At 68.2% G+C, this 16,208-nt stretch carries 15 protein-coding genes; 10 read left to right on the top strand and 5 right to left on the bottom strand.

Annotated features, from left to right (window positions below; translation table 11 throughout):
* Nucleotides 1-22 precede the first annotated feature (22 nt).
* From FGL98_RS01105 to FGL98_RS01085, 5 genes are all read left to right on the top strand, one after another.
* Nucleotides 23-1,483, top strand: coding sequence for an outer membrane protein assembly factor BamB family protein (locus tag FGL98_RS01105; RefSeq protein WP_222431944.1), 1,461 nt, complete (start codon nucleotides 23-25; stop codon nucleotides 1,481-1,483).
* A gap of 203 nt (nucleotides 1,484-1,686) precedes the next feature.
* Nucleotides 1,687-3,588, top strand: coding sequence for a molecular chaperone DnaK (dnaK, locus tag FGL98_RS01100; RefSeq protein ID WP_146314800.1), 1,902 nt, complete (start codon nucleotides 1,687-1,689; stop codon nucleotides 3,586-3,588).
* Complete coding sequence (locus FGL98_RS01095; protein ID WP_222431943.1) at nucleotides 3,585-4,253, top strand: nucleotide exchange factor GrpE; 669 nt, start codon at nucleotides 3,585-3,587, stop codon at nucleotides 4,251-4,253. Before dnaK ends, FGL98_RS01095 begins: the two co-directional genes overlap by 4 nt.
* 36 nt (nucleotides 4,254-4,289) lie before the next feature.
* Nucleotides 4,290-5,300 carry a DnaJ C-terminal domain-containing protein gene (locus FGL98_RS01090; protein WP_146314799.1) on the top strand — a complete coding sequence of 337 codons (1,011 nt, stop codon included), beginning with the start codon at nucleotides 4,290-4,292 and terminating at the stop codon, nucleotides 5,298-5,300.
* 49 nt (nucleotides 5,301-5,349) lie between these two features.
* Nucleotides 5,350-5,790 carry a heat shock protein transcriptional repressor HspR gene (locus tag FGL98_RS01085; protein ID WP_146314798.1) on the top strand — a complete coding sequence of 147 codons (441 nt, stop codon included), beginning with the start codon at nucleotides 5,350-5,352 and terminating at the stop codon, nucleotides 5,788-5,790.
* Nucleotides 5,791-5,804: 14 nt separating this feature from the next.
* Here FGL98_RS01085 and FGL98_RS01080 read toward each other — a convergent pair whose 3' ends face one another.
* Nucleotides 5,805-6,272 (bottom strand): SRPBCC family protein, encoded by a 468-nt coding sequence (locus tag FGL98_RS01080; protein WP_146314797.1) that lies wholly within the window; start codon nucleotides 6,270-6,272, stop codon nucleotides 5,805-5,807.
* An 89-nt stretch (nucleotides 6,273-6,361) separates the two neighbouring features.
* Between FGL98_RS01080 and FGL98_RS01075 the strand changes: the two genes are divergently transcribed.
* Nucleotides 6,362-6,634: a hypothetical protein gene (locus FGL98_RS01075; RefSeq protein ID WP_146314796.1), complete on the top strand. Its 273-nt coding sequence runs from the start codon at nucleotides 6,362-6,364 to the stop codon at nucleotides 6,632-6,634.
* A 29-nt stretch (nucleotides 6,635-6,663) separates the two neighbouring features.
* Here FGL98_RS01075 and FGL98_RS01070 read toward each other — a convergent pair whose 3' ends face one another.
* Complete coding sequence (locus FGL98_RS01070) at nucleotides 6,664-7,092, bottom strand: nitroreductase family deazaflavin-dependent oxidoreductase (protein WP_222431942.1); 429 nt, start codon at nucleotides 7,090-7,092, stop codon at nucleotides 6,664-6,666.
* Nucleotides 7,093-7,276: 184 nt separating this feature from the next.
* Here FGL98_RS01070 and clpB point away from each other — a divergent pair, with 184 nt between their 5' ends.
* Nucleotides 7,277-9,844, top strand: a complete 2,568-nt coding sequence (clpB, locus tag FGL98_RS01065) for an ATP-dependent chaperone ClpB (RefSeq protein ID WP_146314795.1) — start codon at nucleotides 7,277-7,279, stop codon at nucleotides 9,842-9,844.
* Nucleotides 9,845-9,931: 87 nt separating this feature from the next.
* Here clpB and FGL98_RS01060 read toward each other — a convergent pair whose 3' ends face one another.
* Nucleotides 9,932-10,843 carry an alpha/beta fold hydrolase gene (locus tag FGL98_RS01060; protein ID WP_146314794.1) on the bottom strand — a complete coding sequence of 304 codons (912 nt, stop codon included), beginning with the start codon at nucleotides 10,841-10,843 and terminating at the stop codon, nucleotides 9,932-9,934.
* Between the two features lie 96 nt (nucleotides 10,844-10,939).
* Between FGL98_RS01060 and FGL98_RS01055 the strand changes: the two genes are divergently transcribed.
* The 3 genes from FGL98_RS01055 (at nucleotide 10,940) to FGL98_RS01045 (ending at nucleotide 14,135) form a co-directional block, all read left to right on the top strand.
* A complete protein-coding gene (locus FGL98_RS01055) occupies nucleotides 10,940-11,599 on the top strand; it encodes a YdeI/OmpD-associated family protein (protein WP_146314793.1) in 660 nt (219 codons plus the stop codon).
* Between the two features lie 90 nt (nucleotides 11,600-11,689).
* Complete coding sequence (locus FGL98_RS01050) at nucleotides 11,690-12,424, top strand: LppX_LprAFG lipoprotein (RefSeq protein ID WP_146314792.1); 735 nt, start codon at nucleotides 11,690-11,692, stop codon at nucleotides 12,422-12,424.
* 22 nt (nucleotides 12,425-12,446) lie between these two features.
* Complete coding sequence (locus FGL98_RS01045) at nucleotides 12,447-14,135, top strand: MFS transporter (protein WP_186525898.1); 1,689 nt, start codon at nucleotides 12,447-12,449, stop codon at nucleotides 14,133-14,135.
* Here FGL98_RS01045 and FGL98_RS01040 read toward each other — a convergent pair.
* A complete protein-coding gene (locus FGL98_RS01040) occupies nucleotides 14,111-15,592 on the bottom strand; it encodes a flavin-containing monooxygenase (RefSeq protein WP_146314791.1) in 1,482 nt (493 codons plus the stop codon). The genes FGL98_RS01045 and FGL98_RS01040 overlap by 25 nt on opposite strands.
* 69 nt (nucleotides 15,593-15,661) lie before the next feature.
* Nucleotides 15,662-16,168 (bottom strand): superinfection immunity protein, encoded by a 507-nt coding sequence (locus FGL98_RS26090; protein WP_246136300.1) that lies wholly within the window; start codon nucleotides 16,166-16,168, stop codon nucleotides 15,662-15,664.
* Nucleotides 16,169-16,208: the final 40 nt, after the last annotated feature.

The following is a 16,208-nucleotide window of genomic DNA, read 5'->3' as shown; positions in this document are numbered from 1 at the left end:
GCCCAGAGCAGCGCGGCGCTCGATGACCAGGCGCGGTGCGCTCGCGGCTCTGACGGTCTGCTGCGGAGGGCTCCTCGCCGGGTGCGGCCCGTCGGGCAGCGCATCCTCCGGAGCAGACAGCAGTCCGCCCAGCGTGTCTGCGGCGCATTCGCCCAGCGCACGACCGGCTCCGGCATCGACTACACCGGGCACAGCGGGCGGCCAGACGGGCAGCGAGGCCGACTGGCCCGCATACCACCGCGACCGGGCCCGCACCGGCGCCGTCGCCGACGGGCCGGCGCTCGATCCGCCGAGGCGGGCATGGACCACGAGTCTGGGAGCCGCCGTCCGCGGGCAGCCGGTGGTCGCGGGCGGCCGCATCATCGCCGCGACTGAGCGCAACCGAGTCGTCGCGCTCGACCCGGCCACCGGCCGCGTGCTGTGGTCGCGGGCCCTCGGCGCGCCGCTCACTGACGTCGCGCAGGTGGTCGGCTGCGGCAACATCGATCCGCTGGGCATCACCAGCACGCCGGTCATCGACACCGTCCACGGGATCGTCTATGTGGTCGCGGAGATCGGCAGCGGCGGCACGGTCCACCATCAGCTGGTGGGGTTTGACGTGCGCACCGGTCGGCAGCGCTCCAGCACCCGCGTAGACCCGCCGCTGCCCGCCGGCGAGTCGTCGACGACCCTGCTCCAGCGCGCTGGCCTCGCGTTCAGCGGCGGGCGGGTCTACGTGGCCTACACCGGCAACTTCGGTGACTGCGGTCGCTACCACGGGTGGGTGGTCGGGGTTGATCCCACCGGCGCCCGCCCGCAGGTGTCGTTCGAAGTCGCACCGGACGGAGAGGGCGGCGCGATCTGGCAGTCCGGCGGCGCACCGGCGGTCGACGCCGCCGGTAACCTCTACGTGAGTACGGGCAACGCGAATCCCGATCCACCGCAAGGTGGCCCGGATCCCAAGAAATACACCGAGAGCGTGGTGCGGCTCAGTCCCGACCTGCGCGTGCTGGCATCCTTCAAGGACCGGGTCGCCGGCGGTGACGAGGACCTGAGTGCGGGAAATCCGGTGCTGCTGCCCGGCGGTGAGGTGTTTGCCGTGGGCAAGACCGACGTGGGCTACCTGCTGCGGTCGAGCGATCTGCACCAGATCGCGCGGATCCCGAATGTCTGCGGTAGCGACCCCGACGGTGGGCCCGCTTTCGACCGGGCTACCGGGAGCCTCTTCGTGCCGTGCCGCGGTGGCGGTATCCAGGTGATCGACGTGACCCATCGCAGGCTGGGCCCGCTGTTGCAGGGGGCGGACAGCGCCCCGATCGTGGTCGGGCAGCGGCTCTGGGCCCTCGACCACAGCACGGCCGAGCTGGTCGGGTATGCCGTGAAGACCGGTGCCGTGCAAGCGCGTGTCGGGGTGGGCGTCTCCACACCGATCTTCACCTCACCCAGCGTGGGCGCCGGCCTGCTGCTCGTCGCGACGACCGATGGCGTGGTGGCGTTCCACTGACCCGCCGGGTGACAACCGATGGCGGTTGACCCGCACGGTGCGCCGGGTCACTCCGCTATAGTTGAGTGAGATTGACGCAACTTTGCGGAGTCTCGATTTGACAATGGAAGCCGAGAAGAGTTGAGTCAGCCGTAGTCAACCCGCTGGGTAGCGAGACGATCCGCTGATGGCCCGGCATTCGCAGACATAAGGAGAAGCACCACATGGCACGTGCGGTAGGCATCGACCTGGGCACCACGAACTCTGCCGTTGCCGTCCTGGAGGGCAACGACCCCACGATCATCGCCAACGCCGAGGGCGGTCGCACGACCCCCTCCGTGGTGGCGTTCGCAAAGAACAACGACGTCCTCGTCGGTGAGATTGCCAAGCGTCAGGCGGTCACCAACGTGGACCGCACGATTCGCTCGGTCAAGCGTCACATCGGCACCGACTGGCACACGGAGGAGATCGACGGCAAGAAGTACACCCCTCAGGAGATCTCGGCCCGCATCCTGCAGAAGCTGAAGCGCGACGCCGAGTCCTACCTCGGCGAGAACGTGACCGACGCGGTCATCACCGTCCCAGCCTACTTCGACGACGCCGAGCGTCAGGCCACCAAGGAGGCCGGCGAGATCGCGGGACTCAACGTGCTGCGCATCATCAACGAGCCGACCGCGGCGGCCCTGGCCTACGGCCTCGACAAGGGCAAGGAGGACGAGCTCATCCTCGTCTTCGACCTGGGCGGTGGCACGTTCGACGTGTCCCTGCTCGAGGTCGGCAAGGACCCCGAGGACGGCTTCTCCACCATTCAGGTGCGCGCCACCAGCGGCGACAACAAGCTCGGTGGCGACGACTGGGACAACCGGATCGTCGAGCACCTGCTGACGGTGGTCAAGAACACCACGGGCGTCGACCTGGCCAAGGACAAGATCGCGATGCAGCGACTGCGCGACGCCGCGGAGCAGGCCAAGAAGGAGCTGTCCAGCTCGACCTCCACCAACGTGTCGCTGCAGTACCTCTCGATGGGCGAGAACGGCCCGATCCACCTCGATGAGAGCATCACTCGCGCCCAGTTCGAGCAGATGAGCAAGGACCTCCTCGAGCGCACCAAGGCGCCGTTCCACCAGGTGATCAAGGATGCCGGCATCTCGGTCGGCGACATCGACCACGTGGTCCTGGTCGGCGGATCGACCCGTATGCCGTGTGTCGCGGAGGTCGTCAAGGAGCTGACCGGCGGCAAGGAGCCCAACAAGAGCGTCAACCCCGACGAGGTCGTCGCGGTGGGTGCCGCTCTGCAGGCCGGCGTGTTGAAGGGCGAGCGCAAGGACGTGCTGCTGATCGACGTGACCCCGCTGTCGCTGGGCATCGAGACCAAGGGTGGCCTGTTCACCAAGCTGATCGAGCGCAACACCGCGATCCCGACCAAGCGTTCCGAGGTCTTCAGCACCGCCGAGGACAACCAGCCGTCGGTGGAGATCCAGGTCTTCCAGGGTGAGCGCGAGATCGCCAAGGCCAACAAGCCGCTCGGCAACTTCGAGCTCAATGGCATCGCGCCCGCGCCGCGTGGTGTGCCGCAGGTCGAGGTCACCTTCGATATCGACGCCAATGGCATCGTGCACGTGTCTGCAAAGGACCGCGGCACCAACAAGGAGCAGTCGATGACGATCTCCGGTGGTTCCGCGTTGCCGAAGGACGATATCGAGCGCATGGTCAAGGAGGCCGAGGAGCACGCGGCCGAGGACAAGAAGCGTCGCGAGGAGACCGAGGCCCGCAACACGGCCGAGCAGCTGGTCTACTCCACCGAGAAGTTCCTCGCGGACAACGCCGACAAGATCCCGGCCGAGACCAAGACCGAGGTCGAAGAGGCGAACAACGACCTCAAGGCGGCGCTGAAGGACGAGAACACCCCCGCCGAGGACATCTCCGCGAAGACCTCGAAGGTCAACGAGGTCTCCCAGAAGATGGGCGCCGCGATGTATGCCGCGAGTCAGGCCGAGGGCGCCGACGCCGCCGACCAGGCCGGTGCCGAGGGCGCCACCCCGGGCCCGGACGCTGACACGACATCCAGCGACGACGACGTGGTCGACGCCGAGGTCGTGGACGACGACGAAAAGGACACCAAGTGACGGACGAGTCTGTGAGCAACCGGAAGGACTCCGCCGACGAGGCGGAGCCCACCGGGCCGATTATCCGCGACAAGCGGCGCATCGACCCGGAGACGGGCGCGCGCCGCGACTCGCCGGAAGCACAAGGCGACTCGAAGCCGTCGACCCAACAGGCCGACGCTTCGGCGGACGCCGAGCCCACCGCCGCGGCGGCCGGCTCGGCGCCCGCCGGGGGCGAGCAGGCCGACCTCCACCCCGACACCGCCTTGGCGTCGGAGCGGCTGGCGGATCTGCAGCGCCTTCAGGCCGAGTACATCAACTACAAGAAGCGCGTCGATCGCGACCGGGAGAAGCAGCGTGAATTCGTCGTGGGATCCGTCGTGGAGTCACTGCTTCCGGTGTTGGACGACATCCAGCTGGCCAAGCAGCACGGCGATCTGGAGGGCACGCCCTTCGAGAAGATCGCCGACAAGCTGCAGGGTGCGCTCGGCAAGCACGGGCTGGAGAGCTTCGGCGCGGTCGGCGACCCGTTCGACCCGAACCACCACGAGGCTCTGATGCACATCGAGGCCGAGGTTCCCGAGGGTGCGGAGTCGACGACGGTCGTGCAGGTCATGCAGTCCGGATACCGTTTGGGTGAGCGGATGCTCCGCCCCGCGCGGGTGGCCGTCGCGGACCCGAAGTAGGCAGCATCATCAATCCCACGAGGACAGGAGGCGCACGTGGCTAGTCAGGACTGGCTGGACAAGGATTTCTACACGATCCTCGGCGTCCCCGAAGATGCCTCTGACGCGGACATCAAGAAGGCCTACCGCAAGCTCGCCCGCAAGTGGCACCCGGATCAGAACCCGGGCGACGACGCGGCCGAGCGGAAGTTCAAGGACATCGGCGAGGCCAATGCGGTCCTCTCCGACCCTGAGCAGCGACAGCAGTACGACTCGGTCCGCCAGATGACCCGCGGTGGAGCACGATTCACCGCGGGTGGACCGGGCGGCGCTGCCGGCGGTGCCGGGTTCGAGGACCTCTTCGGGTCGATGTTCGGCGGTGGTGGACAGGGCTCGCGCTTCTCTACCGGCGGCCAAGGTGGCGCCCAGGGCATCAATCTGGAGGACATTCTCGGCAGCTTCGGTGGTGCGGGTTCTCCGTTCGACCAGGGCTATTCGGGTTATGGCAGCACTCGCGGCCCGCGCCGCGGCGCCGATGTGGAGGCCCGCACCTCGCTGACGTTCCGGCAGGCCGCGGACGGTGAGACCGTGTCGCTGCAGATGGGCGACGGCCGCACCGTGAAGACCCGGATCCCCGCCGGGGTGAAGGACGGTCAGACGATCCGGGTCCGCGGCAAGGGACAGCCGGGACCGGCCGGCGCGGGTGACCTGATGCTGCACATCACGGTGCTGCCGCACCCGGTCTTCGGTCGGGACGGTAATAACCTGACCATCGACCTGCCGGTGACGTTCGCCGAGGCCGCCCTCGGTGCAACCGTGGCGGTGCCGACCCTCGATGGCAGCACGGTGAAGGTGAAGGTGAAGTCCGGCACGCCGTCGGGCAGGGTGCTGCGCGTCAAGGGGCGCGGCATCAAGGCCAAGTCCGGGGCCGGCGACCTGCTGGCGAAGGTGCAGGTCGTAGTGCCTCAGCGGCTCACCAAGGAGGCCAAGGCGGCGGTTGAAGCTCTCGCGGAGCAGGAGAACGGCCTCGATCCGCGGGAGGAGCTCTACACAAAGGCAGCCAAATGACCACCCCACAAAGTTCTCCGCTTCGCTCCGATACTTTGCGGGGACCCCGATGAATACCGCGCAGATGGGCCCGTCCATGGATGCCCCCGTCTACGTCATCTCGGTGGCGGCACAACTGGCTGGCATGCATGCCCAGACCCTGCGGCAGTACGACCGCCTCGGGCTCGTGACACCGTCACGAACCCGAGGCGGCGGCCGTCGCTACTCGGTGCGCGACGTCGAGATGCTCCGTCAGGTGCAGCGGCTGTCCCAGGAGGACGGCATCAGCCTGGCGGGGATCCAGCGGATCCTCGAGCTCGAGAACGAGGTGAGCGCTCTGCGGGCTCGCATGGCCGAGCTCTCCAGCGAGCTCGAGCGCACCCGGATGGAGCAGGGCACCCGAGTCTTCGCCGCAGGTCCGGACGGTCAGATCGTCACCCTGCGACCGGGCCAGCGGCCGCATCGCTCGGTCGGCACCTCGCTGGTGATCTGGCGGCCGAGCAGCCGCTGAGTCCGCGAGCCAGCTCAGGCGTCCGAGACGGCCTCTGCCAGGTGCGCCAGCGACTGCTCCAGCTGCTCCTGCGAAACCAGCGGGAAGAGCCCCATGTCCAAGAACTTCTTGTCGGTGACCTTGCTCCAGTCGTAGGTGTGGGTCACTGCGGTCTGGTCTGGCCCTATCGGCTTCAGTTCCCAAACCCATTCCCACCCGGGCGGCTTCGTGCCCGCCGGCGCGGTCTGCCAGGCGACGAGCTTGTCCTTGTCGTAGCCGACCACGTGGTTGTCGCTCTGATACTCACCGCCCATGTGATCGCCTTCCATGTTCATCGTGAAGACGTCGCCGACGCCCTGGATGCGCTGGGCCTTCTCGTCGCTCCGGATGAATCCCGAACCGTCGAGGGCGGCGTGGCGCTGCGGGTTGGTCAGGACATCGAAGATGTCCTTCGCGGGAGCATCGATGGTCCGTTGCACGGTGATCTTCTTTTCATCAGCCATACGTTCAACGTACTCCTGCCAATTCGACACAGTCTGCCCCGGCGGCGTGCCATGGGCCGACACCCCGTCTGTCGTGGCACGCTGATCTCATGACCCAGTACCTGATGATCTTCTCGGACCGCGCCGACGCCGAAGAGGTGGCGCAGGAGTTGTCCGAGGAAGAGTTCACCGAGGTGCATGTGGTGCGCGAAGTACTTGCGGGAGAAGATGACTCGGAGGATCGCGACTGGGCCGTCCACGTCGTCGAGGACACCATCGACGACGAGTCGGGCGCGGTCGCCAAGGCCCTACGTGCGCGCTTCACCGACGCCGCCGAGCGGCGGGGTGGCCGGCTACAGGACGGACCCGGCGCACCGGCCTGACCCGCCAGCGCGCGCCCCGCCGAGTGCTGCTAGGCGTCCTGCGACCACACGGTTTGCAGAGCCAGGAAGTGATCCACCCGCAGTAGTCCGAGCACTGTCTTCTCCACCGGCCGGATGTGGTGCCGCTTGCGATCGACATACACCTCCGGGTGCGCGCACCGCACCGACCGGCCTCTCGTGAGCAACGTGCAACCGCCCTCGGCGAGCACGTTCTTCACCCAGTCGGTCTCTGGCCCATACGCCAGCGCAATGACATAACCGGTGTCGGTGCGGAACACGTTGACCGGCGTGCGGTACTCCGCGCCGGAGCGCCGACCGTGATGAACGACCAGCCCGAAGCCGGGGATCACCGGCACGAGGTGACGGGTGACCCGGTTGGGTCCGACCTTGTTGATGCGCCCCATACCCCTGGGAACTGGCATCGCATCCTCCTGGTCGGCCGACGGTGATGCGTCCATCTTCGTCGTCCTGCTGCCCTGGCGCTAGCCAGGTGGCACGTCTGCGCCACGGAAACGTGGGTTGAGCGGAATACACTCAACTTTGCCTTCGTTGACCATCTCAGAGCGTATGCCGTGCGCCGGGCTGGAAGGCTGGGCGCACGGCATGCCTGAGCATCGTTCCCGCAAGATCAGGAGACATCACGTGGCACTACAGCTGACCACCAAGGCGCAAGAGGCACTGGCGGACGCCGCATCGCGAGCGAGCACAGCCGGCAACCCGCAGGTCGAACCGGTCCATCTGCTGCTGGCGCTGGTCGATCAGACCGAGACCACGACCGCACCGCTGCTCGAGGCGAGCGGCGGCTCGCTGCAGGGTGTTCGCACCGCAGCGGAGGCGGCCACCCGAGCCCTGCCGGCCGCCAGTGGCGCATCGGTCGCCCAGCCGGCGATCTCGCGCACGCTGGCCAATGTGCTGGAGCAGGCGCGGCAGAGCATGGAGGCGATGGGGGACACGTTCGTGTCCACCGACCACCTGCTGCTGGCCGTCGCGCACTCCGGCGACTTCGGTCTGGATGCGGATGCGATCGAGAAGGCGATCCCGGCGACTCGCGGTGGCCGCAAGGTCAGCAGCGCCGACCCGGAGAGCACGTTCGACGCACTGGAGAAGTACGGCACCGACCTGACCGCCGTCGCCCGCGAGGGCCGGCTGGACCCCGTCATCGGCCGTGACTCGGAGATCCGGCGCGTCGTGCAGGTGCTGTCCCGGCGCACCAAGAACAACCCGGTCCTGATCGGTGATCCCGGGGTCGGCAAGACCGCCGTGGTCGAGGGGCTGGCGCAGCGCATCGTGGCCGGGGACGTGCCGGAATCGTTGCGGGACAAGCGTCTTATCAGCCTCGATCTGGGCGCCATGATTGCCGGCGCGAAGTATCGCGGTGAGTTCGAGGAGCGGCTGAAGGCCGTGCTGGAGGAGATCAAGGGCTCCGACGGCGAGGTTGTCACGTTCATCGACGAGCTGCATACGGTCGTGGGGGCCGGCGCGACCGGCGAGGGTGCGATGGACGCCGGCAACATGCTCAAGCCGATGCTGGCTCGTGGTGAGCTGCGGCTCGTCGGCGCGACGACGCTGGACGAATATCGGGAGCACATCGAGAAGGACGCGGCGCTCGAGCGCCGGTTCCAGCAGATCTTCGTCGGCGAGCCGTCGGTCGAGGACACCATCGCGATCCTTCGCGGCCTCAAGGAGCGCTATGAGGCGCACCACAAGGTGGCCATCGCGGATTCCGCTCTCGTCGCGGCGGCTTCGTTGTCCGACCGCTACATCACGGCGCGGCAGCTGCCCGACAAGGCGATCGACCTGATCGACGAAGCGGCGTCCCGACTGCGCATGGAGATCGACTCGTCACCGGTGGAGATCGACGAGCTGCGGCGCGGCGTCGACCGGCTCAAGATGGAAGAGTTGCACCTGGCCAGCGAGACCGATGACGCCTCCAAGGAGCGGCTGGAACGGCTGCGCGCCGACCTCGCCGACAAGCAGGAGCAGTTGGCCGCGCTCACCGCACGGTGGGAGTCGGAGAAGGCCGGCCTCAACAAGGTTGGTGATCTGAAGGCGCAGATCGACGAGCTCCGCACGCGCGCCGAACGGCTCGAGCGCGAAGGCGACTACGCCGCTGCGTCCAAGATCCTGTATGGCGACCTGCCCGCCCTCGAGCAGCAGCTCGAGCAGGCGCAGGCCGCCGAGGGCACCGCCTCGACCGCCGGTGGAGTGGGGCCGATGGTCAAGGACGAGGTTGGCGCGGACGACATCGCGGAGGTCATCTCTGCTTGGACCGGCATACCGGCCGGGCGCCTGCTGGAAGGTGAGACCGAGAAGCTGCTGCACATGGAGGAGGTCCTCGGCAGGCGCCTGATCGGCCAGGCCTCGGCGGTTGCGGCGGTGTCCGATGCGGTGCGGCGCTCGCGGGCCGGTGTCGCCGATCCCGATCGTCCGACCGGGTCGTTCCTCTTCCTCGGACCGACCGGCGTCGGCAAGACCGAGCTGGCCAAGTCGCTGGCCGACTTCCTCTTCGACGACGAGCGGGCAATGGTGCGCATCGACATGTCGGAGTACTCCGAGCGGCACGCGGTGGCTCGGCTGATCGGTTCGCCCCCTGGGTATGTCGGGTACGAGGAGGGCGGTCAGCTCACCGAGGCGGTGCGGCGGCGTCCATACAGCGTGGTCCTGCTGGACGAGGTGGAGAAGGCTCACCCGGAGACATTCGACATTCTCCTGCAGGTGCTGGACGACGGGCGGCTGACCGACGGTCAGGGGCGCACCGTCGACTTCCGCAACGTGATCCTGGTGATGACCTCCAACCTCGGCTCGCAGTTCCTCGTCGACCCTACGCTGGGCGATGAGCAGAAACGCAACTCGGTGATGAGCACGGTGCGGCAGGCGTTCAAGCCGGAGTTCTTGAACCGGCTCGACGAGGTGGTCATCTTCGATCCGCTGTCCGAACAGGAGCTGGCACGCATCGTCGACCTGCAGGTGGAGGCGCTCGCGGCCCGGCTCGCGGACCGGCGCATCACGCTGGAGGTGACCGACGCGGCTCGTGCCTGGTTGGCACACACCGGGTTCGACCCCGCCTACGGTGCACGGCCGCTGCGCAGGCTGGTGCAGAAGGAGGTCGGCGACCGGCTGGCCAAGGCACTGCTCGGCGGTGACGTGCGCGACGGGCAGAACGTCGTGGTCGACAAGGACGCAGCGGGAGACACCCTCACCCTGCGCTAGCCATCCCGCCCATCCCGCCGAGTGGAGCACTTATCGCTTGAGTGGAGTACTTGTTTGTGCTCCACTCGGCGGGAGGGGGCGGCGGGGTCAGGAGGCGTGCTGAGCGAAGGGGTGTTCGATCTCTGTCTCGTGGCCGAGCGCGCAACCCTGCAACGCGGCGGCGATCGCGGCGACCACCGTGTCGACGTCCTCGTAGGGCAGCATGTGCCCGCGCTCGGGCAGCTCGGTCAGCCTGCTGTGCGGCAGGTTGTCCACGAGGGACTGCGCGTAGCGCAGGGGCGACAGGGTGTCCTTGCTGCCCACCAGCACGGACACCGGGACGGCGTCCAGGGCCTGCAGCGAACCGGTCTCGTTGTGGTCCATCAGCGCAAAGTAAAAGGTGCCGATCGTCGACAGGCGGGTGCCCGCGAGCTGGGTGCGGGCGTGCTCCAGGTCCGCCTGACGGGGGTTTCGGCCGAAGCCGCCGCGCATCATCCCCGCGGTGACAACCCAGCCCAGGCGCAGCGGAATCTTGCTGAGGACCTTCATCGCCAGGCGTTCGCCGGGTATGCCGGGTCCGCGCAGGCCGTCGGAGGCCGTCGAGGCGAGCACGACCCCGCGCACCCGGCGCAGCAGGAATTCCGGTTGCTGTCCCGCATACGCCATGATCGTCATGCCGCCCATGGAGTGCCCGGCCAGGACAATGGGTGATTCGGTCGGCACGAGCGCCTCGATGATCGCCGCGAGGTCCTCGCCGAGCTGACGGATGGATTCGCGCCCGGTCCGCATCCGGCCGGCACGCAGCGTCGAGCGGCCATGGCCGCGCTGGTCCCACAACACCACCCGCAGGTTGTCCGGCAGCTCGTCGATGACCCGTGACCAGCTGCGATGATCGAGAGTCCAGCCGTGCGCCAGCACCACAGTGGGAGTGAGTGGCGTCGCGTTCGGCGGGCTCGTGACGTAGGCCGCGAGGCGGGCTCCGTCCTCGGTGATCACTGTCTGCTGCTGCGCACTGGGCATGGTCGGTAGCCAACCACGTTTCGTTACTGTTTGGTGGATATGTGGTCGACTCGATTTCGATCGGATGGCACCGTTCAGATGAGACTCTGAACACCTATGACCACTCCCGGAAGCGTCGGCGGTGCGGCCGACCGGCCCGTCGTCTTTTTCGAGGATGCGGCGCAGTGGCGTGCGTGGCTGCAGGCCCACCACGATCGTGAGACCTCGATCTGGATGGGGCTGCACAAGAAGCACGTCCAGCCGCGAGGGCTCCAGTGGACGGATGCGGTCAAGGAGGCGCTGTGCTTTGGCTGGATCGACAGCCAGGTTCAGCGCATCGACGACGACACCGTGCGACAGCGCTGGACGCCGCGCAAGCCGGGGAGTATCTGGAGCAACGTCAATGTCGAGCTGGTGGAGGCACTGATCTCCGAGGGCCGGATGACACCGGCCGGCCGCGCCGCCTACGCAGCTCGCTCTGCCGAGCGGACCGGTGTCTACTCGCATGAAGGCGCTCATGGTGACTCCCTTCCCGACGACTTCGCTGCGCGGCTTGCGGGCAATGAGCTCGCGAGCATCTGGTGGGAGCAGATGCCACCTAGCTGGCGACGTAAGTACGTCAGCTGGGTCGTGTCCGCGAAACGTCCGCAGACCAGGGATCTGCGGGTGCGGCAGCTCGTCGAGGACAGCGCCGCCGGTCGGCTGGTCAAACCCTTTCGGTATGGCGCCGCGCCCGGTTGGGTCTCCCGGGCGCGCCGTGCGATGGACCTGGACTGACCTCTGCAAAGGTGGAACCGCGACAGCGTCCGGCACGTCCCATTGCCCCTGGCACCGTCCTCGCCCGATCCCTGCAGATAGGTTGACCGCATGCACGCCCGATCGACGAACCTGGTGACCGGCACGCTCGTTGTCGCGGCCGCCGTGGCCCTCACTGGATGCAGCAGCACCAGCGGCAAGACCAACGGCGACCGGAGGAGCAGCGCGGCGACCGCCAAGGTCGTCACGCCGATGGACACGCTGACCGCGACGAAACGCACGATGGACCGGTCCAGCGGTATGCACCTGGTGCTCAGCTCCATGAACGTCCCGCAGGGTGTGTCCGCTGTGCTCAGCGGTGAGGGCGATGGTTCGCACGCTCCCTCGTTCACGGGCACGCTGAAGGCTCAGATCGCCTCGATCTCCGCCGACGTGCCGGTGCGCGCCGTTGGCGGCAAGGTCTACGCCAAGCTGCCGATCTGGCCGAATATGCGGGCGATCAAGCCCAGTGACTACGGCGCCCCCGACCCGGCGGCACTCTTCTCGACGAACAAGGGAATCTCGTCCCTGCTTCCGCAGACGACGGACGCGAAGTTCGGTGCGAAGAAGCGCGACGGCCACGACATCGTGCAGGTGATCACCGGCAAGCTGCCCGGCTCGGCGGTCGTGCCGGTGCTGGCAATCGGCAAGTCGGCGGCGACGTACAACGTGACCTACGAGATCACCAGCGACCACCAGTTGCGGGATGCCGTGATCACGGGCGATTTCTTCTCGAAGGCCGGCAACTCGTCCTATGAGCTCGCGCTGACGAAGTACGGCGAGAAGGTTGACGTCAAGGCCCCCTAGGCGGGGCGGCGCAGCTCCCGAGGTGGCTTTGCGGGGTGGCTCCAAGGCGCTGCTCGCGACGGCTTCGATCGCGGTGGCGCTCGCCGCCGCCGACACGTATGTCGTGGTGTTGGCCCTGCAGGACATGATGAACGGCGTCGGCATCGGCGTCGATGCGCTGCAGCAGGCGGCGCCGATCATCTCGGGCTTTCTGCTGGGGTATGTCGCGGTGCTGCCGCTGATCGGTCGTCTTGCGGACCTCGTCGCGCGCCAGCGGATCCTGCTGTGGTGCCTGGCCATCTTCGTCGTCGGGTCCGCGGTGACGGCGATCGCGGTCGAGCTGCCGGTGCTGGTCGCGGGTCGGGTGGTCCAAGGCATCGGTGGCGGGGGCCTCGTGCCGGCGACTCTGGCGCTCGTGGCGGACCTGTGGCCGCGGGGTCGCCGAGGCACGGCGCTCGGTGTGGTCAGTGCCGTGCAGGAGCTGGGCAGCGTGCTCGGCCCGCTGTTCGGCGCACTGATCCTGGCCCTCTGGGACTGGCGAGTGATCTTCTGGGTGAACGCCGCGGCCGGTGTGCTGCTGGCGGCCGGGATCCGGGTGATCGGCGGAGGCACCGATCCGACCACAGCCTCCCGACCTACCCGTCCTGCCTGGTGGTGGGGGGCACTGACGCTGCTGGCGACGGCGGCCACGATCGTGCTGCTCGGGCTGGCGCTGCTGGCGCCGACTGGGCTCACCAGCTCGATCCGGTGGGGCGCGCCCTTCGTGCCGTATGCCGGGCACACCGATCGGCTCGCCACGCCCATCGGCGTGTGGGGCCTTGTCGCCCTCGCGGTCGCCGGGCTGCTCTCGGCGCGGTACTGGTGGCCGGTGCTGCGCCGGGCCGACCTGATGGGCGCCGTGCTCATCGCGGTGGCGCTCGGGTCCGTCATCTTGACCTTTGCCTCCGCCAATCCGGAGAAGCAGGTGGTCGGGCCGCTCGGACTGTGGCTGCTGCCGGTCGCGGCGCTGGCCGTGGTGCTCTACGTCTGGCGGCACCACACCGCGGCGGCCCCGCTGATCTCGCGCGGGGTGCTCACGGGTCGGGTGCGCCCCGCGATGATCTGCTCACTGTGCGTGGGCACGGCCCTGGTCGCCATCGTCGTGGACGTGCCGCTGCTCGCCCGGCTGACCGTGACCGACTCCGAGACGACGGCGGCGCTCATCCTGGTGCGGTTCCTGGTCGCGGTGCCGGTCGGTGCGCTTCTCGGCGGCTGGTTGCTGCGACGGGCCGCGCCAGGACTGGTCGCCGCACCCGGACTCGCGGTCACCGCGCTCGGCCTCGCGCTGATGGCGACCTGGTCGGGGGACGCCCTCAACGCCGTGACGAGCACCATTGAGCTCGTCGTCGTCGGACTGGGCATCGGGCTGGCCATCGCACCGGTCAATGATGCCGCGCTGCATGACGCGCCGGATGCCGATCACGGGGTGGCCGCCGCACTGGTCGTGGTGGCACGGATGATCGGCATGGTCGTCGGTCTCGCGCTGCTCACGGCGATCGGGCTGCACCGCTTCTATGTCCACATCCTGTCGCTGCCCAACCCGACCGCCGCCCAGGTGGAGGCGGCTGGGGTGGTGCAGGTGCAGACGGTTTTCCTCGGCGCGGCGATTGCGGCCGCCGTGGCGGCACTGCTGGCGACGACGCTGGGCGTGCGGCGTACCACGACCGATCAGATGGCGCCGCTGAACTCGTAGTCCACCATCTCCGGATGCCGCACCCGGTGCTCGTATTCGATGACCGTGGCGGGCCACAGGACGCGGTTGCTGCCGTCCTCATCGAGATACCAGCTGTTGCACCCGCCGGCTTTCCACACCGTCTTGGCGCTGCGTCGAGCCACCTCGGCGGTGAAACCCGGCACGACCGAAGGACGTACTGTCACCACGGACGTGCCGCGCCGATCTCGCTCGTCGAGCAGCTGGGTGATCAGGTCGACCTGCGCCTCGATCATCAGCAGGACCGAGGTGTGCCCGAGCCCGGTGTTGGGGCCGAGCAGCACGAACAGGTTGGGATAGTGCGGCACAGTGACGCCGAGGTAGGACTCGATCCCGGCGTCCCAGTCGGCGGTCAGATCGTGGCCGTGCGCACCGTGGATGTTCAGGTGCCGGTAGGACCCGGCAACGTCGAACCCGGTGGCCAGGACCAGCACGTCGAGGTCGTGATGGACGCCATCCGCCGTCGTCAGGCCGGTCGCGTCGCCCTCGACGATCGCATCGGTGGCGACGGTGACGTCCTCGCGCGCGAGCGCGGGAAAGTAGGTGTTGGACATCGTGATCCGCTTACAGCCCATGGTGTACTCCGGCGTGAGCTTGTCGCGCAGCTCCGGGTCCTTCACGGCCCGGCGCAGGTGCTGCAGCGCGAGGCGGGATGCGAGCTTGAGCATCACCGGCTGCTGGGTGAACGCCACGGCGCGCAGCTCGTTCGCGACCTTGATCTTCGCCCGGTGCGCCTTCATCAGCGCGGGGTGCTTCTCGTAGGCGTCGACCAGCGGGTCGGGGTACTCCGGGTCGATCTTCGGCAGCACCCACACCGGCGTGCGTTGGAAGACGGTCAGATGGGCCGCGTCCTCCGCGAGCGGTGGGATGACCTGCACACCGCTGCAGCCGGTGCCGATCACGCCGACGCGTTTGCCGAAGACCGTCGCGGCGGGATCCCAGGAGGCTGTGTGCATGAGCTCGCCCCGGAAGTGCTCGAGGCCGGGGATGTCGGGCAGGACCGGGTCGTGCAGTGCGCCGACGCCGAGCACGACCGAGCCGGCGGTGATGGTGCGCATTGTGCCGTCCGAGCTGCCGACGGCCAGGTGCCAGATGCCCAGCCCCTCGTCATACCGGGCCTCCTGCACGGCGGTGTCGAACTGCACCCTGTCCCGCAGCTGGTACTTCTCGACGCAGTAGAGCAGGTAGTCCTGGATCTCGTCGGCGGTGGCGTAGGCACGTGACCAGTAGGGGTTCGGCTCGAACGAGAAGGAGTAGAGGTGGCTGGGCACGTCGCAGGCACAACCCGGATAACGGTTGTCCCGCCAGGTACCGCCGATCTCCTGCGCCTTCTCGAGGATGACGAAGTCCCGGCGCGCACGGCGCAGGGCGATGCCCATGCCGATCCCGGAGAACCCGCTGCCGATGATGACGATCTCGTGATCGACCTGTCTGGTCATGCTGGCGATGCTAACGCGGGCCGGAGCTGCTGCCTTGGACGTCCGTAGGCGGTTCGGAAGGCGGGGTAATCAGCGTCCGGGATACGGGTAACCAGGGCCCTGATAGTTGTTGACGACCACCGTGGACTGCGGCTCAGAGCCGCAGGCCATCACCAGCGACACCACCCAGCCGATGAACGACCAGCCGAGCAGGAGGTTGACCAGGCCGATTGCGGCCATGTTCGACCGGTTCCGGGTCACCGCAACGGCCCACGGCAACATGTAGAGCAGGGTGATCGCGGCGACGATCCAGGCGAGGACGGCAACGGCGGTCGACACCGGCGGGCGCGCCATCACCTGGGTCATGACCGGCGGGCCGTAGGGGCCTGGGTACCCGCCCTGTGGGTATGCCGGAGGTGCCGGTGGCCAGGCCGGCGGCAACTGCGGAGGTAGCGGCGCCTGCGAGTATGACGTCGGCGCCTGCGGGTATGGCTCGAGGTTGTGGTGGGGAGCCGGGGTCTGAAGGGGGACCGGCGAGGTCGGCGGAGCGCTGGGTCGTGGGAACTGGTCGTGGCTGTCGGACTGCTGCTCGGTCATCGTGCGCCCCCATCTTCGCGTCGTACGTTCCACGGTAGTC

Origin of the sequence: Leekyejoonella antrihumi, assembly GCF_007845645.1 — a bacterium.
GTDB classification, from domain to species: domain Bacteria; phylum Actinomycetota; class Actinomycetes; order Actinomycetales; family Dermatophilaceae; genus Leekyejoonella; species Leekyejoonella antrihumi.
Note: the sequence above shows the minus strand (reverse complement) of the source record. Positions and strands in the feature narration are given on the sequence as shown.